This window comes from Pseudomonas sp. SORGH_AS_0199 (assembly GCF_031453735.1).
Taxonomy (GTDB): Bacteria; Pseudomonadota; Gammaproteobacteria; order Pseudomonadales; family Pseudomonadaceae; genus Chryseomonas; species Chryseomonas aestiva.
The window spans coordinates 2,947,840-2,972,256 of sequence record NZ_JAVJAE010000001.1; the positions used below are offsets into that span (position 1 = coordinate 2,947,840).

24 protein-coding genes are annotated in these 24,417 nt (G+C 65.0%); 19 read left to right on the plus strand and 5 right to left on the minus strand.

Features of this window, described 5'->3' with window-relative positions:
• The first annotated feature begins 8 nt into the window (after positions 1–8).
• The 9 genes from QE444_RS13850 to QE444_RS13890 all read left to right on the plus strand — a co-directional run bounded on the left by QE444_RS13850 (position 9) and on the right by QE444_RS13890 (position 10,203).
• A complete protein-coding gene (locus QE444_RS13850; protein ID WP_158895531.1) occupies positions 9–911 on the plus strand; it encodes an ABC transporter permease in 903 nt (300 codons plus the stop codon).
• 14 nt (positions 912–925) lie between these two features.
• Positions 926–1,921 carry an ABC transporter ATP-binding protein gene (locus QE444_RS13855; protein ID WP_133861708.1) on the plus strand — a complete coding sequence of 332 codons (996 nt, stop codon included), beginning with the start codon at positions 926–928 and terminating at the stop codon, positions 1,919–1,921.
• Positions 1,918–2,880 carry an ABC transporter ATP-binding protein gene (locus QE444_RS13860; protein ID WP_133861707.1) on the plus strand — a complete coding sequence of 321 codons (963 nt, stop codon included), beginning with the start codon at positions 1,918–1,920 and terminating at the stop codon, positions 2,878–2,880. The genes QE444_RS13855 and QE444_RS13860 overlap by 4 nt, the downstream gene beginning before the upstream one ends.
• Positions 2,881–2,894: 14 nt before the next feature.
• Positions 2,895–4,289, plus strand: coding sequence for a M20 family metallopeptidase (locus QE444_RS13865; RefSeq protein ID WP_309739189.1), 1,395 nt, complete (start codon positions 2,895–2,897; stop codon positions 4,287–4,289).
• Positions 4,289–5,443 (plus strand): M20 family metallopeptidase, encoded by a 1,155-nt coding sequence (locus QE444_RS13870; protein ID WP_309739190.1) that lies wholly within the window; start codon positions 4,289–4,291, stop codon positions 5,441–5,443. The genes QE444_RS13865 and QE444_RS13870 overlap by 1 nt, the downstream gene beginning before the upstream one ends.
• Before the next feature lie 281 nt (positions 5,444–5,724).
• Entirely contained in the window at positions 5,725–6,456 is a 732-nt protein-coding gene (locus QE444_RS13875) for a GntR family transcriptional regulator (RefSeq protein WP_285386707.1), read from the plus strand.
• A 132-nt stretch (positions 6,457–6,588) separates the two neighbouring features.
• Positions 6,589–7,878, plus strand: coding sequence for an MFS transporter (locus QE444_RS13880; RefSeq protein WP_309739193.1), 1,290 nt, complete (start codon positions 6,589–6,591; stop codon positions 7,876–7,878).
• 28 nt (positions 7,879–7,906) lie between these two features.
• Entirely contained in the window at positions 7,907–8,737 is an 831-nt protein-coding gene (locus tag QE444_RS13885; protein WP_285386709.1) for an amidohydrolase, read from the plus strand.
• Between the two features lie 89 nt (positions 8,738–8,826).
• Positions 8,827–10,203 (plus strand): GntP family permease, encoded by a 1,377-nt coding sequence (locus QE444_RS13890; RefSeq protein ID WP_208691225.1) that lies wholly within the window; start codon positions 8,827–8,829, stop codon positions 10,201–10,203.
• A 102-nt stretch (positions 10,204–10,305) separates the two neighbouring features.
• Here the strand turns inward: QE444_RS13890 and QE444_RS13895 are convergent, their stop codons facing one another.
• Positions 10,306–10,776 (minus strand): Lrp/AsnC family transcriptional regulator, encoded by a 471-nt coding sequence (locus QE444_RS13895; RefSeq protein WP_208691226.1) that lies wholly within the window; start codon positions 10,774–10,776, stop codon positions 10,306–10,308.
• Positions 10,777–10,935: 159 nt separating this feature from the next.
• Here QE444_RS13895 and QE444_RS13900 point away from each other — a divergent pair, with 159 nt between their 5' ends.
• Both QE444_RS13900 and QE444_RS13905 read left to right on the plus strand, forming a co-directional pair.
• Positions 10,936–11,949, plus strand: coding sequence for a 1-aminocyclopropane-1-carboxylate deaminase (locus QE444_RS13900; protein ID WP_133861699.1), 1,014 nt, complete (start codon positions 10,936–10,938; stop codon positions 11,947–11,949).
• A 34-nt stretch (positions 11,950–11,983) separates the two neighbouring features.
• Positions 11,984–12,382, plus strand: a complete 399-nt coding sequence (locus QE444_RS13905) for a hypothetical protein (RefSeq protein WP_187979278.1) — start codon at positions 11,984–11,986, stop codon at positions 12,380–12,382.
• Positions 12,383–12,391: 9 nt separating this feature from the next.
• Here QE444_RS13905 and QE444_RS13910 read toward each other — a convergent pair whose 3' ends face one another.
• From QE444_RS13910 to QE444_RS13920, 3 genes are all read right to left on the minus strand, one after another.
• Positions 12,392–13,678 carry a HipA domain-containing protein gene (locus tag QE444_RS13910; RefSeq protein WP_273861548.1) on the minus strand — a complete coding sequence of 429 codons (1,287 nt, stop codon included), beginning with the start codon at positions 13,676–13,678 and terminating at the stop codon, positions 12,392–12,394.
• The gene (locus tag QE444_RS13915) at positions 13,675–13,926 is read right to left on the minus strand and encodes a helix-turn-helix domain-containing protein (RefSeq protein WP_173147459.1); all 252 of its coding nucleotides are present in this window, start codon (positions 13,924–13,926) and stop codon (positions 13,675–13,677) included. The genes QE444_RS13910 and QE444_RS13915 overlap by 4 nt, the downstream gene beginning before the upstream one ends.
• Positions 13,927–14,063: 137 nt before the next feature.
• On the minus strand, positions 14,064–14,981 hold the full coding sequence (locus QE444_RS13920; RefSeq protein ID WP_133861695.1) for a LysR family transcriptional regulator: 918 nt from the start codon (positions 14,979–14,981) through the stop codon (positions 14,064–14,066).
• Between the two features lie 118 nt (positions 14,982–15,099).
• Here QE444_RS13920 and QE444_RS13925 point away from each other — a divergent pair, with 118 nt between their 5' ends.
• From QE444_RS13925 to mgrA, 6 genes are all read left to right on the plus strand, one after another.
• Positions 15,100–15,864, plus strand: a complete 765-nt coding sequence (locus QE444_RS13925) for a 5-oxoprolinase subunit PxpA (RefSeq protein WP_309739205.1) — start codon at positions 15,100–15,102, stop codon at positions 15,862–15,864.
• A gap of 92 nt (positions 15,865–15,956) precedes the next feature.
• Entirely contained in the window at positions 15,957–16,208 is a 252-nt protein-coding gene (locus tag QE444_RS13930) for an acetyl-CoA carboxylase (protein ID WP_158896781.1), read from the plus strand.
• A gap of 17 nt (positions 16,209–16,225) precedes the next feature.
• On the plus strand, positions 16,226–17,578 hold the full coding sequence (locus QE444_RS13935) for an acetyl-CoA carboxylase biotin carboxylase subunit (protein ID WP_405046472.1): 1,353 nt from the start codon (positions 16,226–16,228) through the stop codon (positions 17,576–17,578).
• Positions 17,575–18,447: an allophanate hydrolase subunit 1 gene (locus QE444_RS13940; protein WP_187979283.1), complete on the plus strand. Its 873-nt coding sequence runs from the start codon at positions 17,575–17,577 to the stop codon at positions 18,445–18,447. Before QE444_RS13935 ends, QE444_RS13940 begins: the two co-directional genes overlap by 4 nt.
• The gene (locus tag QE444_RS13945) at positions 18,444–19,418 is read left to right on the plus strand and encodes a biotin-dependent carboxyltransferase family protein (RefSeq protein ID WP_187979284.1); all 975 of its coding nucleotides are present in this window, start codon (positions 18,444–18,446) and stop codon (positions 19,416–19,418) included. The genes QE444_RS13940 and QE444_RS13945 overlap by 4 nt, the downstream gene beginning before the upstream one ends.
• Positions 19,419–19,975: 557 nt before the next feature.
• Positions 19,976–21,013 carry an L-glyceraldehyde 3-phosphate reductase gene (mgrA, locus tag QE444_RS13950; RefSeq protein WP_309739213.1) on the plus strand — a complete coding sequence of 346 codons (1,038 nt, stop codon included), beginning with the start codon at positions 19,976–19,978 and terminating at the stop codon, positions 21,011–21,013.
• An 87-nt stretch (positions 21,014–21,100) separates the two neighbouring features.
• On the opposite strand, the gene QE444_RS13955 is transcribed toward mgrA, so the two are convergent.
• On the minus strand, positions 21,101–22,015 hold the full coding sequence (locus QE444_RS13955) for an AraC family transcriptional regulator (protein ID WP_309739215.1): 915 nt from the start codon (positions 22,013–22,015) through the stop codon (positions 21,101–21,103).
• A 248-nt stretch (positions 22,016–22,263) separates the two neighbouring features.
• Here QE444_RS13955 and QE444_RS13960 point away from each other — a divergent pair, with 248 nt between their 5' ends.
• Both QE444_RS13960 and QE444_RS13965 read left to right on the plus strand, forming a co-directional pair.
• The gene (locus tag QE444_RS13960) at positions 22,264–23,571 is read left to right on the plus strand and encodes a sugar ABC transporter substrate-binding protein (RefSeq protein ID WP_309739217.1); all 1,308 of its coding nucleotides are present in this window, start codon (positions 22,264–22,266) and stop codon (positions 23,569–23,571) included.
• A gap of 68 nt (positions 23,572–23,639) precedes the next feature.
• Positions 23,640–24,413, plus strand: coding sequence for an L-iditol 2-dehydrogenase (locus QE444_RS13965; protein WP_187979287.1), 774 nt, complete (start codon positions 23,640–23,642; stop codon positions 24,411–24,413).
• Positions 24,414–24,417 lie beyond the last annotated feature (4 nt).

Sequence of the window (24,417 nt, forward strand, 5' to 3'; positions counted from 1 at the left end):
GAGGCTCCATGACCGTCGCCAATCCCTTCGTGCTCGACGACTATCTGCCCCCGCGCCCGACGCTGGGCCGCCAGCTGCGCCGCTGGTTCGGCCACCGCGGCTTCGCCCTGGGCGCCGTGCTGCTCGTCGTCATCGTCTTCGCCGCCCTGGCCGCGCCCTGGCTGGCGCCCCACGACCCCTATGCCCAGGACGTGATGCAGCGGATGAAACCACCGGTATGGATGGCCAAGGGCACCTGGGCCCATCCGCTGGGCACAGACAAGCTCGGCCGCGACTATCTCTCCCGGCTGCTCTATGGCGCGCGCATCTCACTGTTCATCGGTCTCGCCGCGGCGCTCATCTCCGGCGCCATCGGCACCTTGCTCGGGGTACTCGCCGGCTACTACGGCGGCAAGGTCGACGCCCTGGTGAGCTACCTGGTGACCACCCGCCTGGCCTTGCCGGTGGTGATGGTGGCCCTGGCCGCCGCCTCCCTGGTGGGTGGCTCGCTGCAGGTGGTGGTGATCCTGCTCGGCTGTCTGCTGTGGGATCGCTTCGCCGTGGTGGTGCGCGCCGCCGTGCAGCAGATTCGCGACGCCGAATACGTCGCCGCTGCCCAGGCGCTGGGCTGTTCGCCCTGGCGGGTCATCGTCGGCGAGATCCTGCCCAATGTGCTGGGGGCGCTGATCGTGGTGATCACCCTGGAGATGGCCCACGCCATCCTGCTCGAGGCGACTCTGTCCTTTCTCGGCGTGGGCGTGCAGCCGCCGTTGCCGTCCTGGGGCCTGATGATCGCCGAAGGCAAGCCCTACATGTTCTTTTCGCCCTGGGTGATCGCCATTCCCGGCATCGCCCTGATGCTGCTGGTGCTGGCCATCAACCTGGTGGGTGACGGTATCCGGGATCTGGCCGCGCCCAGCGGGCGCAACTAAGCGGAGGACTGACCATGGCACTGCTCGACGTAAGAGACCTGCGGATCGATATCCCCCTGGGGGATGACACCCTGCACGCCGTGCGCGGCCTGGACCTGCAGGTGGAGCGGGGCGAAATGCTCTGCCTGGTGGGCGAGTCTGGCTGCGGCAAGTCGCTCACCTCCCTGGCGCTGATGGATCTGCTGCCGCGCCAGGCCCGGCGCCAGGCGGCGCGCCTGACGCTGGGCGAGCACGACCTCCTGACCCTGGGCGAAAAGGGCATGCGCGACCTGCGCGGCAATCGCCTGGCGATGATCTTCCAGGAACCCATGACCGCCCTCAATCCGGCCTACAGCATCGGCGACCAGCTCGCCGAGGTGCTGCGGCGCCACCGCAGGCTGGATCGCAAGGCCGCCTGGGCAGGCGCGGAGGCCATGCTGGAAAAGGTCGGCATCAGCAACGCCGGCGAGCGCCTGCGCCAGTATCCGCACCAGCTCAGTGGCGGATTGCGCCAGCGGGTGGTGATCGCCATGGCGCTGCTCTGCGAACCGGACCTCATCATCGCCGACGAACCCACCACGGCGCTGGACGTCACCATCCAGGCGCAGATCCTGCACCTGTTGCGCGATCTGCAGCGGGAATTCGGCACGGCCATCGTGTTCATCACCCATGACCTGGGGCTGGTGGCGCGCATCGCCGATCGGGTAGCGGTCATGTATGCCGGCCAGATCGTCGAGCAGGCACCGGCCGCCGAGCTGTTCGCCGCCCCCCGACACCCCTATACCCGTGGGCTGCTGGCGAGCATCCCGGTACCGGGCCGGACCCGTCCCGGGCAGCCGCTGGGCGCCATTCCCGGCCTGGTCCCCAGCCTGGTCGGCGAGCAGCACGGCTGTGCCTTTCGCAACAGATGCCCGCAGGCGGTGGCGGTCTGCGCCGACAGCGTGCCCTTGTTGGAGGAGGGCGCGCACCTGGCGCGTTGCCATTTCGCCCTGCCCAGCGAACCCCTGCGCCGGGTCGGAGGTGTGCGATGAGCCGCGAGATCGCTCTGGAACTGTGCGACATCCGCCGCGAATTCACCCTGGGTCGCGGCCTGTTCCGCCCGCCGGCCACCCTCAAGGCGGTGGATGGCATTTCGTTGCGGCTCCATCGCGGCGAGACCCTGGGTCTGGTGGGGGAATCGGGGTGCGGCAAGAGCACCCTGGCCAAGCTGCTGCTGGGGCTGCTGGCACCCACCAGCGGCGACATCCTGGTAGGCGGCGAGCACCTGCGCGGGGTGGATCGCAAGCGAATGGCCCGGCATATCCAGCCGATCTTCCAGGACCCTTATTCGTCGCTCAATCCGCGCAAGACGGTGCGCGAGATCGTGGCATTGCCGCTCAAGGTGCATGGCCTGGGCTCGACGGCCGAGCAGCAACAGCGGGTCGCCGAGATGCTCGACGTGGTGGGTTTGCCACGGCGCGCCGCCGACAGCCATCCCGGCCAGCTCAGTGGTGGTCAGCGCCAGCGAGTGGCCATTGCCCGCGCCCTGGTGATGCGCCCGGACGTGCTGATCTGCGACGAACCCACCTCGGCACTGGACGTCTCGGTGCAGGCGCAGATCCTCAACCTGCTGCTGGAACTCAAGCGTGAATTCGGTCTGACCTATCTGCTCATCAGCCACAACCTGGCGGTGGTGGAGCACCTGGCCGACCGGGTGGCGGTGATGTACCTCGGCAAGATCGTCGAGGAGCGCGAGCGAGCGGCGCTGTTCGCCCAGCCGGCGCATCCCTATACCCGGGCGCTGCTGGATGCGGTGCTCACCCCTGATCCCAGCCTGGGCCTGCCGGCGCTGGGCCTGGGCGGCAGCTTTCCCAATCCCATCTCGCCGCCCAGCGGCTGCGCCTTCCATCCCCGCTGCCCGCGCTGCTTCGGCCCCTGCGCCGAGCGCTATCCGGAACGCGAACCCATCCCCGGCGGCAGCAAGCGCTGCCATCTGCCCGAACCTGCCTGACCCCGGAGTCCGCCATGACCAGCCGTACCCATGCCCTTGAGCTTGCCGCCGCGCACTTCGACAGCGGCGCCTTTCGTACGCGGCTCGCCACCGCGGTGGCCCATCCTACCGAAAGCCAGGCGCCCGAGCGCCAGGCGGAGCTGCAGCGCTACCTGGATGAATTCATCGCCCCCTATGTGGCCAGTCTCGGCTTCACCAGCCGGCAGCTGGACAATCCGGTCGCCGGCAAGGGGCCCTTGCTGATCGCCGAGCGAATCGAGGACTTGGCGTTGCCGACCCTGCTCAGCTATGGCCACGGTGACGTGGTGCGCGGTGATGCCAGCCGCTGGCGCGAAGGCCTCGCGCCCTGGACCCTGGTGGAGCAGGGCGAGCGCTGGTACGGCCGCGGCACCGCCGACAACAAGGGCCAGCACCTGCTCAACCTGGCGGCGCTGGAACAGGTGATCGCCGCCCGCGGCGGACGCCTGGGCTACAACGTCAAGCTGCTGCTGGAGATGGGCGAGGAGATCGGCTCGGTCGGCCTGCGCGCCTTCTGCCAGGAGCAGCGCCAGGCCCTGGCCGCCGATCTGTTCATCGCCTCCGACGGTCCGCGAGTCTCGGCATCCCGGCCGACGCTGTTCCTGGGTGCCCGCGGCACCTTCAATTTCGATCTGCACCTGGAGCTGCGCGAAGGCGGCCATCACTCCGGCAACTGGGGCGGGCTGCTGGCCAATCCCGGGATCATCCTCGCCCATGCGCTGGCCAGCCTGGTGGATGCCCGGGGCCAGATCCAGGTCGCGGGGCTCAAGCCCACCGAGCTGCCCGCACCGGTGCGCAGGGCGCTGGCCGACATCGAGGTGGGCGGCGCGCCGGGCGATCCGGCCATCGATCCCCACTGGGGCGAGCCCGGGCTGACCCCGGCGGAACGTGTCTACGGCTGGAACACCTTCGAACTGCTGGCCTTCACCACCGGCAATCCCGAGGCACCGGTGAATGCCATTCCCGGCAGCGCCCGCGCCCACTGCCAGATCCGCTTCGTCGCCGGCTGCGATTGCACGACCTTCATCCCGCTGATCGAGGCGCACCTGGCCGAACGGGGTTTCGCCGCGGTGCGCGTTTCCCGTGCCAAGGACGAGATCCTCCACGCCTCGCGGCTGGACCCGGAGAATCCCTGGGTGGATTGGGCGCTGACCTCCCTGACCCGCACCCTGGGCGAAAAGCCCGCCTTGCTGCCCAATTTCGGCGGTGGCTTGCCCAATGACATCTTTGCCGACATCCTCGAACTGCCCACCCTCTGGGTGCCCCATTCCTATCCCGCCTGCTCCCAGCACGCGCCCAACGAGCATCTCCTGGCCCCGGTCGCGCGGCAGGGGCTGCAACTCATGGCCGGGTTGTTCTGGGACCTGGGCGATCGCTGGAGCCGCAGCTGATGTCCCTTGCCAAGACCGCCGCCCTGGAGTGGCTCGCCACCCAGCGCGAGCCGATGACCCTTCTCCTGCAACGCCTGGTCGATACCGATTCCAACAGCTACGACAAGGCCGGCGTCGATGCCGTCGGTACGGTGCTCGCCGCGGCCCTGGCCGAAGACGGCATCGAGGTTGCCCGGACGCCGGTCGCCGACTTCGGTGACGTCCTCGCCGCCCAGGTGGGGCCCGCCACCGGCGCTGCGGTGTTGCTGCTGGGCCACCGCGACACCGTCTTTCCGCCGGGCACCGTGGCCAGCCGCGGCTTCACCCGCGATGCCAGCCAGGCCTATGGCCCCGGCGTCGCGGACATGAAGGGTGGACTGGTGGCGGGCTGCTTCGCGCTGCGCGCGCTCAAGCGCGCCGGCGAGCTGCCGTTTCCGGTACGGGTGCTCTACACCGGTGACGAAGAGATCGGCTCCGGCACGGCTCGCCCGCACCTGGAAGCGGCGGCCCGCGGCGCCCGGGCCGTGCTCAACTGCGAGCCCGGGCGCGTCAGTGGCAACGTGGTCAAGGCACGCAAGGGTGGCGCCACCCTCGCCATCAGCGTGAGCGGTCGCGCCGCCCATGCCGGCGTCAGCCACGCCGAGGGCGCCAGTGCCATCCAGGCGCTGGCGCTCAAGGTGGCCAAGCTGCACGCCCTGACCGACTACGAGCGCGGCATCACCACCAACGTCGGCCTCATCGAGGGCGGTACCTCCAGCAATACCGTCGCGCCCAGCGCCACCGCGCGCCTGGACGTGCGCTTCGTCGCCCTGGCCGACTGGCCCGAACTGCAGACGCGCATCGAGGCCATCATCGCCGAGGTGGAGGTGCCGGGTACGACCACCCGTGTCGAGCCCACCTGCCTGTTCCTGCCGATGGAGGCGCACCTGAGCTACGACCTGCTGGCGCTCTACCAGCGCGAGGCCGAGGACCTCGGCTTCAGCGTCGAGGGCGAATTCACCGGCGGTTGCGCCGACTCCGGGTTCACCGCCAGCCTGGGCGTGCCCACCCTCTGTGGCCTGGGCCCCGTGGGCGGCAAGGTACACACCGACGCCGAATTCCTGGTGCTCGATACCCTGGTTCCACGTACCCAGGCGCTGGTGGCGACCATCCTGGCCCTGGCCGTAAAGGCCTGACCCTCACGCCGGTTTCCGAAACAGGTGCGACTCCTGGTCGGGGAGGGCCACAATTGGCGGCTTTAGATCCTCGAGCTATCGATTCATAGCTGCCCTTGGTTCGGGGCAGCAATCGGCCAGGATCTGATATTGCTGGCGAAGACCTGCCTGTCGATGACAAGGGCGGTAGGGCAGCCATTCGTCAGCGAGACAAAAGGCCCTTCCTTGACAGCGAAGTTGTCTGGGCAAATACTCGCTGCAAGATTCATATAGATGACTAGATAACAAGGTGAATAAAGTCGATGAATTCTTTATCCAGTGATGCCCGACTGCCGCTGTACCAACGCCTGCGTGACCAATTGGCTGAGCAGATCGCCAATAATCGCTGGCGTCCGGGGGAGGCGATCCCTACCGAAGCGGCGCTTTCTGCGGAATATCAGCTGTCCACCGGCACGGTGCGCAAGGCGATTGATGCCTTGGTCAGTGAGGGCATTCTGGAACGTCAGCAAGGGCGCGGGACGTTCATTCGACGGGCGCAGTTTCAATCCTCATTGTTCCGTTTCTTCCGATTCCAGACTGTTTCCGGAGAGCGCCAGGTCCCGGAGAGTCGCATCCTCTCGATCGAGCCCGTTGCCGCACCTTCGGCCGTAGCGCAAGCGCTAGGGTTGCCTGCCGATGCGTTGGTCATTCGTATTGTCCGCGTGCGTCTGCTTGAGGTTAAGCCGGTGCTCGCCGAAGAAATCTGGCTGCCCCGCCAGCGGTTCCAGGCGCTGCTGGAGATCGATCTCAGTCGCGAAGGGCCGCTGCTGTATCCGATCTACGAAGAGGTGTGCGGACAGGTTGTTGCATCGGCCGAAGAAACGCTGACCGCCGAATCGGTGAATGACGTGCATGCCCGCCTGCTCCAGGTACCGGTCAACAGTCCGGTGATCGTGATCGAGCGGTTGGCCCGTGATTACGCGGGTAGCCCGCTGGAGTGGCGTCGCTCGCGCGGCCACGCGGAGCATTTCCGCTACAGCGTGGATATTCGCTGACGCCTGTCTGCGTAGCGAAGCGTTCTGCGGCGGCCAGATCGCCGGCCGATTGCTGTTTGGTTGCCAACGTCGACCCTGTCGCGGCGGGTTGGCCGTCGGCTGTCTTGCGTAACACCTATAAGGATAAGACTCATGTTCAGCTGGTATCGCCAAATCACTCCTCGTGAGCGCAAGACATTTTGGGCCTGCTTCGGCGGATGGTCGCTCGACGCCTTGGAAGTACAGATGTTCGGTCTGGCGATTCCGGCGCTGATCGCCGCTTTCGCGCTGACCAAGGGCGATGCCGGATTGATCAGCGGCGTTACCCTCGTCACCTCGGCACTCGGCGGCTGGGTGGGTGGGACGTTGTCTGACCGCTACGGCCGTGTGCGCACCTTGCAGTCGATGATTCTGTGGTTCTCGTTCTTCACCTTTCTCTCGGCTTTCGTCACGGGCTTCAATCAGCTGTTGGTGGTCAAGGCGCTGCAGGGTTTCGGGCTTGGCGGGGAGTGGGCGGCCGGCGCGGTGCTCATGGCCGAGACGATCAATCCGCGCTATCGCGGCAAGGTCATGGGCACTGTACAAAGTGCCTGGGCGGTGGGTTGGGGCCTGGCGGTCGGGGTGTTCACGCTGATCTATACCTCTGTGCCGCAGGACATGGCCTGGCGTGTGATGTTCCTTGTAGGGTTGCTGCCGTCGTTCCTGATCTTCTGGGTGCGTCGTAACGTCGAGGAGCCGGACAGCTTCCGGCGTCTGCAAGAAGGCAACGCCATTCCGCAGAGTTTCTTCACGTCGCTCGCGGGCATTTTTCGCCCGGAACTGCTTCGCGTGACGCTGTTTGGCGGGCTGCTGGGACTGGGCGCGCACGGTGGCTATCACGCGGTAATGACCTGGTTACCCACTTTCCTCAAGACCGAGCGCAATCTGTCCGTGCTGAACTCGGGCGGCTATCTGGCGGTGATCATCCTCGCCTTCTGGTGTGGTTGTGTGGCCAGCGGTTATTTGATCGATCGCATTGGCCGTCGAAAAAACATCGTGCTGTTTGCCTTGTGCTGCGTGGTCACGGTGCAGTGCTACGTGTTTTTGCCGCTGACCAATACGCAGATGCTGTTCCTGGGGTTCCCGCTAGGGTTCTTCGCCGCCGGTATTCCGGCCAGTCTGGGAGCGTTCTTCAACGAACTTTACCCGGCCGATGTACGCGGCGCCGGTGTTGGCTTTTGCTACAACTTTGGCCGGGTGCTGTCCGCTGTATTTCCATTCCTGGTCGGGCACATGAGTGATGCCATGTCCCTGGGTTCGGCGATCGGTATCGATGCCGGAATCGCCTACGGCGTGGGGGTGCTTGCCGCACTTTGCCTGCCTGAAACCCGGGGCAGGGACCTTGAAGCCAATGCCACCGCCGTTCCGGCCACTATCAACGGCAATCAGCGCGCTCGGGCGTGATGGTCCCAACCTTCAGTAGATAAAACCCATGTCAGCTCCCCGCTCCAAGTCGATCACCGGCATTGACGCCCATGCCCATGTGTTCAGCCGTGATCTGCAGCTGATCGGTGCACGCCGCTACAGTCCCGAGTACGACGCCACGCTCGACCAGTACCTTGAGCATTTGCAAACCCAAGGTCTGAGTCACGGTGTCCTGGTGCAACCAAGTTTCCTTGGCACTGACAACAGCTACCTGTTGGCGGCGTTGAAGCAAGCACCTCAGCAGTTGCGTGGTGTGGTCGTGCTGGAGCCAGGCATCAGTCGTTCTACCTTGAATGACATGGCGCAACTGGGCGTGGTCGGCGTGCGCCTGAACCTGATCGGCAAAGCGTTACCTGATTTTCGTGACAGTGCCTGGCAAGGGTTTTTCAGCGATATCGCCGATCTTGACTGGCATGTCGAGTTGCACCGGGAAGTCAGGGATCTGCCGGGCTTGATCCGGCAATTGACGCCGTTCGGGGTGAAATTGGTGATCGATCACCTGGGGCGGCCGGACGCGAATGCGGGTCTCGATCAGCCCGGGTTTGGCGAGTTGCTTGAGGCCGGATCGAAAGGCTCGATCTGGATCAAGGTATCGGGAATCTATCGTCTGGGAGGTACGCCACGACAGAACATTGATTTCGCTCGAAGGGCATTACCGTTGCTGGAAAAAAGCGTTGGCCTGCATCAGTTGGTATGGGGCAGCGACTGGCCGCACACGCAACATGAGCAAAGCGTTGACTTCGCCACCGTCGTCGACCAGTTGCAAGCCCTGGAGCTCTCCGCGCAAGCCAGCGCCGCGCTGCTGGTGAACGCGCCTCGCAGGTTATTTGGTTTCTAGGAAGACGAACGCTGCAACCTGGCCGTTGCAGAGGCCATTCATTTCACCCTCCTACAAGAGTTTGGCACCAGCCCAACCGAGAACCTTTCATGACTCCCTTAGATATAAATCTGTTACTGACTGCATTGATCAGCGTCGTGGTGCTGGTAGTGCTGATCGTCTCGCGCCTCAAAATGCACCCGCTGCTGGCGTTGCTGGTGGTTTCCGTCGGCGTAGGCTTTGCAACCGGTATGGAGCCAGATCGCATCGTCTCCCAGCTGGTCACCGGCGCCGGCAAGACACTGGGGGCTGTGGGGGTGGTCATCGCGCTGGGGGCGATGCTCGGCAAAATACTTGCGGACGCCGGCGTCACCGAGCAGATTGCCGCGGTCATCCTCAGGCGCACATCGGATCGGATGATTCCGTGGGCGATGATGATGGTCGCGTTCGTGATTGGCATTCCGATGTTTTTCGAGGTCGGCCTGGTGATCATGCTGCCGCTGATCTTTAGCGTGGCGCGCAAGCTGGAAAGTCAGGCGCGCTTCAAGGGGTCAGCCTATGTCTATGTGGGCGTTCCGGTGATTGCCGCACTGGCTGCCATGCACGGTATGGTCCCGCCGCACCCTGGCCCGTTGACGGCCATCGCCGCGCTGAAAACCTCGGTCGGGCCGACCATGCTCTATGGTTTCCTGGCGGCTATCCCGGCTATGATCCTGGGCGGCCCACTGTATGGCGCTTTCATTTCCCCGCGCATGAGCACTCGGCCCGATCAGGTGTTGCTGGATCAGTTCACCCTGGCTGAAAAAGCCGACGATAAACCAGGCCCCAGCGTATACCTTGGCGTACTGGCAGCCTTGCTGCCGGCGATCCTGATGCTGATCCATGCCGTCGCCGAGATGGTATTGGCCAAGGACAATGCGCTGCTGAAAATGGCCGGTTTCCTCGGCAATCCGCTGATAGCGATGCTGCTGGGTGTGCTGTTCGCCGGGGCAAGTCTGGTACTCGCGCGTGGCGGCGATGCGGAGCAATTGCGCGAATCGCTGGGCAAGAGCCTCAAGCCAATCGCCTCGATCATCATGATCATCGCCGGCGGCGGTGCCTTTCAGCAGCTGCTGACCAGCGCCAAGGTGGGCGATGCGATTGTCCACCTGACTCAGCAGTCGGCGTTCCCTCCGCTGGTCCTCGGCTGGTTGATCGCCATGTTGCTTTCGGTCTCTACCGGTTCCGCCACGGTAGGTATCGTAGGGGCTGCCGGCTTGCTGGCGCCGCTCGCCGGTGCCGATCCCAGCCTCAACCTGCCGCTGCTGGCCTTGTCCATTGGCTGCGGCTCGCTGTTCTTCAACTACGCCAACCATGCAGGTTTCTGGATGGTGAAGGAATCCTTCGGCATGACGATGGGCGAAGCCACCAAGACCATTTCGGTGGTGCAATCGATCGTCGCCGTGGTCGGTTTGATCGTGGTGTTGCTGTTGAACGTGGTCGTGTAATGACCTGAGGCGGCGTCAAATAAGGATGCCGCCCTCTGCGAAACCCCTTATCTGAACGGGCGCCGCTCGGTACCCGTCCCACCCTGGGCGCTACCCGCCTGTTCAGATAGGCAACAGCCCCTCGGTCTTGACTTCGTTCAGCACGAAAAAGGTGCGCACCTGGCGCACGCCGGGCAGGGCGATCAGCCGTTCGCTGTGCAGGCGATTGAAGGCGGCGATGTCCTTGACCCTGAGCTTGATGAAGTAGTCGACGTCGCCGGCCACCAGGTAGCACTCCAGCACCGGGGGCAGGGCGCGGGCGGCCGCTTCGAAGGCCTGAAAGGAATCCGGGGTCGATCTGTCCAGCACCACGCCCACCAGTACCGCGGTTTCCCGTTGCACCGCCTTGGGGTCCACATGGGCCCTGACGCTGGTGATGACGCCGCTCTCGAACAGCTTGCGCGTGTGGTTCCAGCAGGCGCTCGGGCTCAGGGCAACCTGGCGCGCCAGCTCGGCATTGCTCAGCCGGCCGTCCTGCTGCAGGGCGCGCAGGATCTTGCGTTCTACCGGGGTCAGTTCCGCGGCTTCGCTCATCGAAAGATTCTCCTTGGAAAGCGGTTGTTGGAGGAACATCCATGCGGATTCTTGGAGTCGTTCAAAAGGAAAGCAGATTTCGTACCGCTCATTCGAAAGCACATTTTTCAGGGTTTTCCCTAGCATTGAAGGCGTTCTCTCACCACTGGAGTCGCTGCTATGTCCCTGGATCTCGAAAAGCGTTTTCCCCGCGTCAAGCTCGGTTACTTCCCATCGCCCCTGCACAAGCTGGAGCGCATGTCGAAGGACCTCGGTATCGAACTCTGGGCCAAGCGTGACGACGTGTCCTCCGGTCTCGCCTATGGCGGCAACAAGGTGCGCAAGCTGGAATGGCTGGCCGCCGATGCCCTGGCGCAGGGCTGCGACACCCTGGTCTCCATCGGCAACATCCAGTCCAACCACACCCGCCAGGTCGCTGCCGTCGCCGCGGTGCTGGGCATGAAGTGCCGGCTGGTCCAGGAGGAGTGGACCAAGTGGGAAGACCCGGTCTACGACAAGGTCGGCAACATCCTGCTGTCCCGCCTGATGGGCGCCCAGACGCTGCTGGAAGGCGAGGGCTATTCCACCGCGGTGAAGGCCACCTGGGAGCGTGCCCTGGATGAGGTGCGGCGTGAGGGCGGCAAGCCCTACGCCATTCCCGCCGGCGCCTCGGATCATCCGCTGGGTGGCCTCGGCTATGCCCATTTCGCCGACGAACTGGCTGGCCAGGAGCGCGAGCAGGGCCTCTTCTTCGATACCGTGGTGACGGCCACCTGTACCGGTTCTACCCAGGGCGGCATGGTGGTGGGCTTTCGCGCCCAGGAGCGCGAGCGGCGCCTGATCGGCATCGACACGGCGGCGGACGCCGAGATGACCCGCGCCGCGGTGACCAAGATCGCGCGCAACACCGCCGAGATGATCGGCCTGAAGCAGGAGATCCGCGACGAGGATGTCATCATCGAGCCACGCTTCTGCGGACCGGACTACGGCCTGCCGGATGGCCCCACCGTCGAGGCCATCCGCTACACCGCGCAGATGGAAGGGATGCTCACCGACCCGGTCTACGAGGGCAAATCCATGGCCGGCCTGATCGCCATGGCGCGCAGTGGCGAGATCGCCAAGGGCAGCCGGGTACTCTATGTTCACCTTGGGGGTGCCCCGGCGCTCAACGCCTACCACAACGCCTTCGCCTGAACCCAGGCCACGACCGATCACCAGGAGGTCCCGCATGACGAGCCAATGCTGGACAGCGGTAGACGACCTCCGACCGGCCGTGGCGCTGGTCATCCTGCATGGCGATCTCGACCCCGCGGTGACGGCGGAATTGCGCAGCGGCTTGCCCGGCTGCAGCGACCTCCCGGTGCTGCAGCTGGAGGACGTCGGCGGGCTGCACGAGGAGTGGCTCACCCAGGGTCCGCAGAGCCGGATCGTACGGCTGTTGTCCCGGCTGGGCGGTGACTGCCTGCTGCTGGCGGTCGAGCCGGCGGGCTCGAACGAGCTGGAATGGCTGGGATCGGTCGCCGGTCAACGGCTGCAACAGTTCACGAGTGGCACATCCACGCGGGAGCTGATTGCCCGCCTGCAGCAGCTCAGACGCGAACGCCTGCTGGCGGTGTTGCCGCTTTGAGCGTGGCCGTCAGGCCAGCCGCTCGACCTGTTCGGCGATCAGCGCCCTGATCGCGCGCAGACAGCGCAACTCGCCGGCGAAGACCGCCCGCAGCTCCGGTCGCGCGACGGCCAGAGTCTGATTTTCCCGCTCGGTCTGTTCCAGCAACTGCTGAGCCTGCAGGGACAGGCGCTGGCGCAGGCGTTGCAACTGGGCAGCAGCCGGCGAGCGCTTGATACCCAGCGCTTCGGCTGCATCCAGCAGTCGCTCGCGGTCGATGGCCACCAGCCGGCTTTCACCCAGGATCGGCCAGGCGAGGGTGGTCGCGTCCGGCCAGCGCTGCTGATCGAAGGCGCGGCTCTCGTACACGGCCGTGCAGAGCAGGTCATAGCAGGGCGCGAGGGCCAGCCCACGGGGTGAGACCAGAAAGCCCAGATTCTTCAGATGGGCATCGGTATTGCCCACCAGCACGTTGAAGGCCAGCCAGTTGAACAGCCGCGTCCGGGTCACGGCGGGCGCCTCGCACAGCCGGGCCAGTTCGGCCAGGCGCTCCACGCTACCCGCCTGGTACTTGAAATGACGGTCCAGACCCAGCACCTGGCAGGCGTCGATGCCATGGCGTCGTTGCCAGCCGCCCGGGGTACGGACGCGGTCGAAGCGCTCGATCAGATAGATCGGCTCGGGCACGTAGCGGCGCTCGACGGCGGGAACCATCAGCCCGGCCAGACCCGCCAGGCGCATGGTGAACCACTCGTTGATCACCGAATGGGCGAAGGCCTCGTGGGGATGGTCCGGCTTGAGGATATGGGTGGAGGGCAGGGCGCCCACGGGTTCCTGCAGCCCCTGGTCATCGAGAATCACCGCCAGCTTGTGCTGGGCGCCGGCCAGCGACATGCGCTTGTGCGCCTCGTGGGTCAGCGGCAACTGCGGCATGGCCTGGATCCGCCGGGAGAGATCGGCATCGCTCAGGGGGCGGCGATCTCCCGGTGGCAGGTGCTGTCCTTCGGCGAGCAGGGTAAGGGATCCGGCGGATTCGGCGCCGTACCAGCTCAGCAGGGCGAAGGCATCGGCGGCATCCAGGCGCGCATCCTGGGCGAGCAGTTGCCGCTGGCCTTCCTCGGGCAGCAGGTTGTCGAAGTACCACTGCACCGGTCGCTGCGAACTGCCATCGATCAGTGGCGCTCGCTGCAAGGGCAATTGCGGACAGAGCCCGAAGGCCTGCCAATCGGACTCGTACCGGAACGACCAGATACCGTTCTCGTCAGCCAGCCGACCCACCAGCTGGTCGTCGATCCAGGCCAGGAGTTCACGCCTCATGGTGTCCGGGTATCCGGCTGGGCTTCCACTTCAGGGGGCAAATCCACGATCAGACGCACCCCCAGGCCTTCCAGTACCTGGAACAGCTTGCCCCATTGGACGGTTTCGCCACCGCGCTCGACCTTGCCGAGAAAGTTTTCACTGACGCCGAGACTGCCGGCGGCATCGTCCTGGCGCAGCGACTGGGCCTTGCGCGCCTGGCGGACGAGGGCGCCCAGGTCGGCGGCATTCTTGAGTATCACCTGCATGATTTATCCTCACGAGCGTGGGGATCAGGCTAACGCCAAAGGGAAAGGCAGCGCAATCCTCAAGGCCGTGAGGATTTCGGTTGCTGGTAACGCTGCAAATACGAAATCCTTTCGATCGTGAGGATTTTCACCTTCTACTAGCGTCGCGCCCCCAGTTGCTGGGGTGCCAGAAAGGCGCTGTGGAAGTAGCTGCGAAAGGCCTGCATGGCCGGTGTCAGGGGGTGTTCGCGGTGCCAGGCCAGCCCTACGCTCATGGGCGTGATGGGCTCCACCAGGGTGCGTGTCTCCAGGCGCTTGCCCTCCAGCGACCAGGGGCGATAGACCAGGTCGGAGAGAATGGCCACGCCGCTGCCGTTGGCCACCATGCTGCGCACGGCCTCCACCGAGCTGGTCCGCAAGCGCACCTGGGGTTCAAGGCCTGACTGGCGCCAGTAGCGCCTGGCACTCTGTTCCGCCTCGTCGACGGTCAGCAGCACATAGGGCTCGCGGGCAACATCGGCCAGGCTGACATTGGGTCGATCGCGCAGGGGATGACCACTGGGCAGCCAGAGACGGCGTTCGGAATTGAAGAGCGTCTCGGAGACGATGTCCTCGTGGGTCAGGTTGGCGGTCAGGACCACCGCCATATCGATGCGCCTGTCCAGCAGCGCCTCCTCGATGGCCTGGCGCTCCTGTTCGTGCACCGCCACCGTCACCTCGGGATAGAGCTGCGCCAGGCGTTGCAGATGGTGCGGCAGGAAGTAGCCGATCACCGTATAGCTGGCGGCGATGCGCAGTTCGCCGCTGGCGCGATGGTCGGGCAAGGCGCTGCTCAGGGCATCGTCGACCCCGCGCAGGATGCCATAGGCATGGTTGAGGAAATGCCGGCCGGCATCGGTCAGCGCCATTCCTTGCGCCGAGCGGACGAACAGACTGGCGCCCAGCAGACTCTCCAGTTCCTGGATGGCGCTGGTCACCGCCGACTGGGAAATGTTCAGGTGGATGGCCGCCTGGGAGATCTGCCCCAGTTCGGCGGTCGCGGTGAAGTAGCGCAGCTGACGCAGGGTAAGGGCCATGACAACTGTCCTGAGGTATCGATTTTTCCGAACGCTGGACCTTGGATAATAAATCTTCCCAAGGGGGCAGGGCAGTCCTAAGGTCGAGGACACCGCACCACTGCAAGGGAATACCGCAATGATCGAGGTGGACTTCAATTCCGACATGGGCGAGGGCTTTGGCGCCTGGACGCTGGGCGATGGCGTGGATGACCAACTGCTCGACCTGGTCAGTTCGGCCAATATCGCCACCGGCTTCCATGCCGGCGATCCCGCCCTCATGCAGCGCACCGTGCTGCAGGCCAAGGCGCGCAACGTGGCCATCGGCGCCCATCCGGGCTATCGCGATCTGGTGGGTTTCGGCCGCCGGCCCCTGCAGATGCCCGCCGAAGAACTGGTGGCCGATATCGTCTATCAGCTCGGCGCCCTGCGTGAATTCGCCCGGTTGCATGGCCTGCGGCTGCAACATCTCAAACCCCATGGCGCGCTGTTCATGCACCTGGCGCGGGACGAGACGGCTGCCCGGCTGCTGGTGGAGACGCTGCAACGGCTCGAACCCGGGCTGCTGCTCTATTGCCTGCCCGATTCGGCCACCTGGCGAATCGGTCGCGAGCTGGGCCAGCCCCTGATGCGCGAGTTCTATGCCGACCGGGACTATGACGCCAGCGGGTCCATCGTGCTGGTCCGGCGCATGGGCGCGCTCGATCCCCAGGCCGTGGCCGAACGGGTACTCAGAGCCTGCCAGCAGGGCAGGGTCGCCACGGTGGAGGGGGGCGAGGTCGAGGTGGCCTTCGAATCCATCTGCCTGCACAGCGATACCCCCGGTGCGCTGGGCCTGGCCCAGGCCATCCGCCAGCGCCTCGCCGCCGCCGGCATCGCCATCCGCGCCCCAGGCGCCGGCTAGTTTTCATGCGGACACCGGCGCCAAGACGCCGGGTCCTCCAGTCCTTCGCTACGCCTGCCTTTCCGACAACATTGCCTAGAAGAGGAATCGTCATGGCCGAACATTCGGTGCTCTCGCCCTTGCCCGGAACGTTCTATCGCAAACCCACGCCCGATGCGGCGCCCTATGTGGAGGTCGGGGAAACCGTCACCGCCGGCACGGTGATCGGCCTGGTCGAGGTGATGAAGCAATTCTCGGAGGTCCATGCCGAAGTGGACGGGACCCTGACGGCCTTCGCGGTGGAGGACGGTGATCCGGTCGAGCCGGGTCAGTTGCTGGCCACCCTGAGCGGAGCCGCCTCGTGAATACGCCAGGGAGCGGCATCCGCCGTCTGCTGGTGGCCAATCGTGGCGAGATCGCCGTTCGTATCCTGCGCGCCGCCAAGGCGCTGGACATCGAGACGGTGCTGGCCTGCAGCGAGGCCGACCAGGATTCGCTGGCGGCGCGCCAGGCCGATGCCGTGGTGGTGATCGGCCCGGCGCGGGCGGATCGCAGCTACCTCGATATAGAGGCGCTGCTCAAGGCCTTGCGTGACAGCGGCGCCGATGCGGTGCATCCCGGCTATGGCTTTCTGGCCGAGAACGCTGCCTTTGCCGATGCAGTGGAGGCGGCGGGTGCCGTCTTCGTCGGCCCTTCGGGTGACATCATCCGCCGCATGGGCGACAAGGCCGAGGCACGACGCACCGCGCAGGCGGCTGGCGTCCCGGTGGTCCCGGGCTCTGCCAGCGAACCGGCTGATATAGAGGCCGCCATAGCGGCAGCCGAGACGGTGGGCTATCCGTTGCTGATCAAGGCAGCGGCCGGGGGAGGAGGCCGGGGCATCCGCCTGGCGCGCGACGCCGCCGAGCTGGCGCGGGAATTTCCCGTCGCCCAGCGCGAAGCCCAGACCGCCTTTGGCAGCGGCGCCCTCTATCTGGAGCGCTTCATCGAGCGCGCTCGTCATATAGAGGTGCAGATCCTTGGCGATGGCCAGCGCGCCGTGCATCTGTTCGAGCGCGAATGCTCGTTGCAGCGGCGCCGCCAGAAGCTCCTGGAAGAAGCGCCATCGCCGGTGCTGAGCGCTGCCCAGCGCGAGACCCTCTGCGCCAGCGCGGTACGCCTGGCCGAACGCCTCGGCTATCGCGGCGCGGGGACCCTGGAGTACCTGTTCGATGAAGCCAGCGGCGAATTCTTCTTCATCGAGATGAACACCCGCATCCAGGTCGAGCACCCGGTCTCCGAGATGGTCACCGGTATCGATCTGGTCCAGGCCATGCTGCGCATCGCCGGGGGTGAACCCCTGGGGCTGCGCCAGGAAGACATCCATCTGCAGGGCGCCGCCATCGAGCTGAGACTCAACGCCGAAGATCCGGCGCGCAACTTCTTTCCCAGCCCCGGGACGGTCGAGCAGCTCGCCTGGCCGCAGGGCCCGGGCATCCGCGTCGACAGTCATCTCTACGCAGGCTATCGGGTGCCCCCTTATTACGACTCGCTGCTGGCCAAGCTCATCGCCCATGGCGCCGATCGCGGCGAGGCCCTGGCCCGTGCCCGCCAGGCGCTGGACGAATTGCGTCTGAGCGGCATGGCCACCACCGCCAGCCTGCATCGCCGTCTGCTGGACGAACCCTGGGTGATCGAAGCGCGCTTCGACACCGGTACCCTGGAACACTGGTTGGCCGAGGAGATCTCCGCATGACGACCGCGATCCGCTATAGCTTCGGTGGCGACGAGCACCTGTTCGTCGAATTGTCCGAAAGCATGTCCCTGGAAGCGTTTTTCCGTGGCCTGGCCATGACCCGTGCGGTGCAGGCGCTGCAATTGCCCGGCATCCACGACATCTGCCTGGCCAATGCCTCCTTCCAGATCCGTTTCGATCCCGATGTGCTGCCGCCCGACCGGCTCCTGGCAGCGGTCCAGGGCGTGGAAGACCAGGCGGTGGCCGAGCGCCAGCTGGCCACGCGGATGATCGAAATCCCGGTGCTCTACAACGATCCCTGGACCCACGAGACGCTGATGCGCTTTCGCGATCGCCACCAGGATCCGTCCGCCACCGATCTGGAATACGCTGCGCGCATCAACGGCCTGGCCGACGTCGAAGCCTTTATCGCCGCCCACAGCGGCGCGCCCTGGTTCGTGTCCATGGTGGGTTTCGTCGCCGGATTGCCGTTCATGTTCCAGATGGTGGAGTCCGAGCGGCAGTTGCAGGTCCCCAAGTACCTGCGACCCCGCACCGACACACCCAGGCAGACCCTTGGCCACGGCGGCTGCTTCGGCTGCATCTATTCGGTACGGGGCGCCGGCGGCTACCAGATGTTCGGTGTGACGCCGGCGCCCATCTACGATCCGGCGCAGCGCCTCGATTACCTGCAGGAGCACATGGTGTTCTTCCGGCCCGGCGACATCGTCCGTTTCCGCGCCATCGACCGTGCCGAGTACGACCGGATGCTGGCCGAGGTAGAGGAGGGTAGCTTCACCCTGAATATCCGGCCGGTTGACTTTTCCCTGGACGCCTTCCTCGACGATCCCCGTGGCTATCCGCGCACCCTGATGGAGGAGCCGGCATGATCAAGGTACTCAAACCCGGCCTGGCCACCTCGATCCAGGACCTCGGCCGTGAAGGCTACTACCACCTGGGCATTCCGCCGTCGGGTGCCATGGACAGCTATGCCTTGCGCGCGGCCAATCTGCTGGTGGGCAACGCAGCCGGCGCCGCGGCCCTGGAATGCACCTTGCTCGGTCCGGAGCTGCTCTTCGCCGAAGACGCGCTGGTCGCCCTGAGCGGCGCGCGCATGACGCCACGCCTGGACGGCGCCGAAATGCCGCTGGACGAAGCCTTCGGCGTACGCGCCGGCCAGGTGCTCAAGTTCGATTACCTCAAGGCCGGTGCCCGTGGCTATCTGGCCGTGGCGGGCGGCTTCGATGTGCCCGAGGTGCTGGGCAGTCGCTCGACGTACACCCTGGGCGGCCTGGGTGGCTTCCAGGGTCGAAGGCTCGCCGCGGGTGACGAACTGGCTGTCGGCACCCCGGCGACAGGCGTCAAGCCTGGCGTCCGGTTGCCAGGCGACCTGGTGCCGGCTTGCGGCGGCGAGGTGATCCTGCGGGTCGTGCCGGGTCTCTATCATCACCGCCTGACCGCGGACGCCGCCGAGGCGTTCTTCGCCGATACCTGGACGGTAGGCTCCGAAGCCGATCGCATCGGCTATAGATTCAAGGGCGGTCGGCCGCTGCAATTCACGCCGCGCGAACAACCCTTTGGCGCCGGCTCGGATCCGTCCAATATCGTCGACAGCTGTTATCCCATCGGCTCGATCCAGGTGCCGGCGGGCCTTGAACCCATCGTCCTGCACCGAGACGCGGTGTCTGGCGGCGGCTACGCCATGATCGGCACCGTCATCAGCAGTGACCTGGATCTGATCGGCCAGCTGCAGCCGAATCAGAAAGCCCGGTTCGTCGCCGTGACCCTGGAAGACGCGCTGGCCGCACGGCGTGTGTACCGGGAACGTCTGCAGCGACTGGAGCAGGTCTTGGCGACCTGAGGGTCGCTGGGCGTTGCGGCGATCGGTCTGGAGATCCTGAAGACGTCGTTCGTAACGGACACGTCTTCAGGATCGTCACTCAAGGAAATCCTGCTCGAAGCTGCACGTCTTGCAAAACATGCTGATCGGCAGCGTCAGGGTAGGGAAGCGAGAGTGGAGTCTGCTGGCTGGATTGGCGAGAACGTTAAACGCCGAGTGGGATGGCAAAGGGCAGTTGTCAGCCCAGGCCTATATCCAATTTAACATAATATACATTATGCGAAGTCATGGTTATGGAGTGCTGCACCAGGTGGCTGCGTTTTCACGCTGGCGGCTTCCTCCAATTCGTCACGACCTCGCCACGTTGCCTGCCATTACGACTCCAGGGATTCAGATCGCCGCTTACCGTACACCTGCACCGCAAATTCCGCAGCGCCCGTTTGTACAAGACGCCGCTGGCGGCTTTAATCGGATGGCGTCCGTTCCCGGAGTTCCTTCCGGTTGTCGCGCCTCTGCCTGTGTCACCGCGCGCGAATGTCCTGGGTTTCCAACACGTATTCCATCCCAAGGAGTTTTGCATGGCTTATCAAGCCGCTTCCGATCGCTATGACCGTATTCCTTACCGCCGCGTGGGTCGCAGCGGTCTCGTGCTGCCGGCGCTTTCGCTGGGCCTGTGGCACAACTTCGGCGACACCACGCCGCTGGATCGTCAACGCGCCTTGCTGCGCACCGCCTTCGATCTGGGCATCAATCACTTCGACCTGGCCAACAATTACGGGCCGCCCTATGGCAGCGCCGAGATCAATTTCGGTCGGCTGCTGCGCGAAGACTTCGCGGCCTACCGCGACGAACTCATCATTTCCAGCAAGGCCGGCTGGGACATGTGGCCCGGACCCTATGGCCAAGGCGGCGGCTCGCGCAAATACGTCCTGGCCAGCCTGGATCAGAGCCTCAAGCGCCTGGGCCTGGATTACGTCGACATCTTCTATTCGCACCGTTTCGACGAACACACGCCGCTGGAAGAAACCGCCAGTGCCCTGGCCACGGCGGTTCAGCAAGGCAAGGCGCTCTACATCGGTATCAGCTCCTATTCGGGGACCAAGACCCGGGAAATGGCCAAGCTGCTGGCCGACTGGAAGATCCCGCTGCTGATCCATCAGCCGGCCTACAACCTGCTCAATCGCTGGATCGAAAAGGATCTGCTGGAGGCGACCAAGGACATCGGCAGCGGCGTGATCGCCTTTACACCTCTGGCCCAGGGGTTGCTGACCGACAAGTACCTCAATGGCGTTCCGGCCGAAGCCCGGGTCAATCAACCCGGTGGCCAATCGCTGCAGCAAGGCCATCTGTCCGCCGAGAATCTGGCCCGGGTCTGCGCCCTGGATGCCATCGCCAAGCGCCGCGGCCAGAGCCTGGCGCAGCTGGCCCTGGCCTGGACCCTGCGCGACCCGCGCATCACCAGCGCCCTGATCGGCGCCAGTCGGCCCGAGCAGATCGTGGAAAACGTGGCAGCTCTGGACAACCTGACCTTTACCGCCGAGGAACTGGCCGAGATCGATACCCATGCGGTCGAAGGCGACATCAATCTCTGGGCCAAGCCGTCCAGCGCGGAATAAGGCGCCGCTTGGCGTAGCGGGCGCTCCAGCGTCAGCTACGCCTACCTTTATAAGCTCCTGGCAGGGCATAACCACCCTCGCCCGCCCTCACCTCTGCGGCTGCTGACGCCGCGTCCCGATCTGTTCCTGGCGATACTGGCTGGGCGTCTGTCCGGTCTCGTTGCGAAAATGCCGGTTGAAATTGGACAGGTTGGAATAGCCCACCTCGAAGCAGATGGCTGCAATGGACAGCTCCGCCTGCCGCAGCAGACGACAGGCCCGCTGGATGCGCAGCTTGCGCGCCAGTTCGATGAAGCCGTGGCCGGTAACCTTCTTGAAAAAGCGTGAAAACCCCGCCTCGCTCATGCCGACGCGCCTGGCGATCACCGGCAGCCGGATATCCTCGGTGAGTTCGCTCAGCAGATAGTCGAAGGCCTGATGCACCCTTGCGGAACTGCGGGCATCCAGCGCCGGCGCATAACAGGCACTGGCCAGGACGAGCCTCTCGCTTTGCGGTGCTTGGGACAGCAAGCCCAGCAAGGCGAACAGCCTGAGTAGCCGCTCGGCGCCCCGGGCCTGGCCCATCGCCTCGATCAAGGTAGCCGCCTGCCGGGCCGTGTCGCCGCTGAACTCCAGCCCGCGGCGGGCCTGTTCCAGCAACGGCAGATAGTCACCCAGCTCCGGAGCGACCGCACTCAGCGAGCGCAACAGTTCGCCGTTGAACTGGACGACCACATCGCGGCCGGCAAGCACCTCGCCAGGTGGCAGATCACCGATCCAGTCATGTGGCAGATCCGGTCCGATCATGGCTACGTGACCTGCCGCAAAGGGCCCGACATAGTCGCCGGCCAGCAGTCGTCCACTGCCCTGGCGGATCAGGTGGATCTCGTATTCGGGGTGATGATTCCAGCGCGCCAGGGCGTAGGGATAGTCGTGCTCGTACCAGCGAAAACTCTGGTCGGGCGCGGCAAGGATTACTTCCAGCTCTGCCGGCCGCGGTTCGAGGAAGGCGGTCGCCTTCATGATGTACCTCTGCGTGTTCTGGTAAGGCCGCACCCGTCCGCCTGGCTATCGATGCTTTTTTGACCTCGGCGCGCTGTGCGATCCAGGTCAAAAATGTATCGGCAACTGGTCAATGCCAGGTTAGCCAGCGGCTTGGCCCTGCTGTTGTAATCCTCTCCAGCGGGCCTGTCGAGATCAGATTTATATCGGCGGCCAGCCGCTCATAACAACAACAAGCTGCCCGCCGTGGCAGTCACGGAGAGAAGAAGATGAAGCGCCCTATCGCGTTGCTGCTGCTGGCCGGTCTCGGACTGACCGGTGTTGCCCAGGCCGTCGAATCGGTCACCGTTGCCACCGTCAACAACAGCGACATGGTGCGCATGCAGCGCCTGTCCCAGGTCTTCGAAAAACAGCACCCCGATATCAAGCTCAACTGGATGGTGCTCGAAGAAAACGTGCTGCGGCAGCGGCTGACCACCGACATCACCACCGGTGGTGGCCAATTCGATGTCCTGACCATCGGCACCTACGAAACACCGCTCTGGGGTGCCAAGAACTGGCTGGAGCCGCTCGACAACCTGCCTGCCAGCTATGACGTCGAAGACATCTTCCCGGCGATCCGCCAGGGGCTGTCGGTCAACAACCGTCTCTATGCCCTGCCGTTCTACGGCGAAAGCACCGTCACCTACTACCGCAAGGATCTGTTCAAGGCCGCCGGCCTGCAGATGCCCGACAAACCGACCTGGACGCAACTCGCCGCCTTCGCCAGCCAGCTCAACCAGCCGGATAAGGAGCAATACGGTCTCTGCCTGAGAGGCAAGGCCGGCTGGGGGGAAAACGTCGCGTTGCTCAGCCTGATGGGCAACGCCTTCGGCGCGCGCTGGTTCGACGAACAATGGCAGCCCGAACTGACCAGTCCCGAGTGGACAGCAGCGGCCAATTTCTACGTCGACAATATGAAGAAGTACGGCCCGCCCGGGGCTTCCAGCAACGGCTTCAACGAGAACCTGGCCCTGTTCAACAGCGGCAAGTGCGCGCTCTGGGTGGATGCCAGCGTCGCCGGCTCCTTCACCACCGACAAGAGCCAGAGCAAGGTGGCCGATGCGGTCGGCTTCGCCGCCTCGCCCCATGAGGTCACCGACAAGGGCTCGTCCTGGCTGTATGCCTGGTCGCTGGCGATCCCGGCGAGCGCCAAGCACAAGGAGGCTGCCAAGACCTTCATCACCTGGGCGACCTCCAAGGAATATATCCAGCTGGTGGCCGACCAGGATGGCATCTCCAACGTCCCGCCGGGCACTCGCCAGTCGACCTACAGCCAGGCCTACCTGAGCGCTGCGCCCTTCGCCAGGATCGCCCTGGAGATGATGCAGCACGCCGACCCGGCCCAACCCTCGGCCAAGCCGGTGCCCTATGTCGGCATCCAGTACGTGACCATCCCCGAGTTCCAGGCCATCGGCACCTCGGTCGGCAAGTTGTTCTCCGCTGCCCTCACCGGCCAGATGAGCGTCGAGCAGGCCCTCAACGCGGCCCAGACCTCGACGACCCGCGAAATGAAACGCGCGGGCTATCTCAAGTAACGTCCCTTTATCCAAGACCTGACTGCGCGCTGCATCGCGCGGTCAGTCTCTCGATCGGAGCCAAGACCATGAACAGACTGGAAGGAAAAAGCGCCCTGATCACCGGCGCCGCGCGCGGTATCGGCAAGGCCTTCGCCGAGGCCTACCTGCGGGAAGGCGCAAGGGTGGCCATCGCCGACATCAATATCGAAAGAGCCCGTGAAACGGCCGAGGAACTGGGCGAGCGCGCCTACGCCCTGGCCATGGACGTTACCGACCAGGTGTCCATCGACACGGCCATCGCCCAGGTGGTCGCTACCGCCGGCAAGCTCGACATCCTGGTCAACAATGCCGCCCTGTTCGACCTGGCCCCCATCGTCGAGATCTCGCGGGAAAGCTATGACCGGCTATTCGCCATCAACGTGGCCGGGCCCTTGTTCACCCTGCAGGCCGCTGCCCGGCAGATGATCGCCCAGGGTCATGGCGGCAAGATCATCAATATGGCCAGCCAGGCCGGGCGCCGCGGTGAAGCCTTGGTTGCCGTCTATTGCGCGACCAAGGCTGCGGTCATCAGCCTGACCCAGTCGGCCGGCCTCGACCTCATCAAGCACCGCATCAACGTCAATGCCATCGCCCCCGGCGTGGTCGACGGCGAGCATTGGGAGGGTGTGGACGCCCTCTTCGCCCATTACGAGCAACGGCCGCTGGGCGAGAAGAAGCGCCTGGTCGGTGAAGCTGTACCCTACGGCCGCATGGGAACCGCCGAGGACCTGGTCGGCATGGCACTGTTCCTGGCGTCCAGCGACAGCGATTTCGTGGTCGCCCAGACCTACAACGTCGACGGCGGCAACTGGATGAGCTGATCCA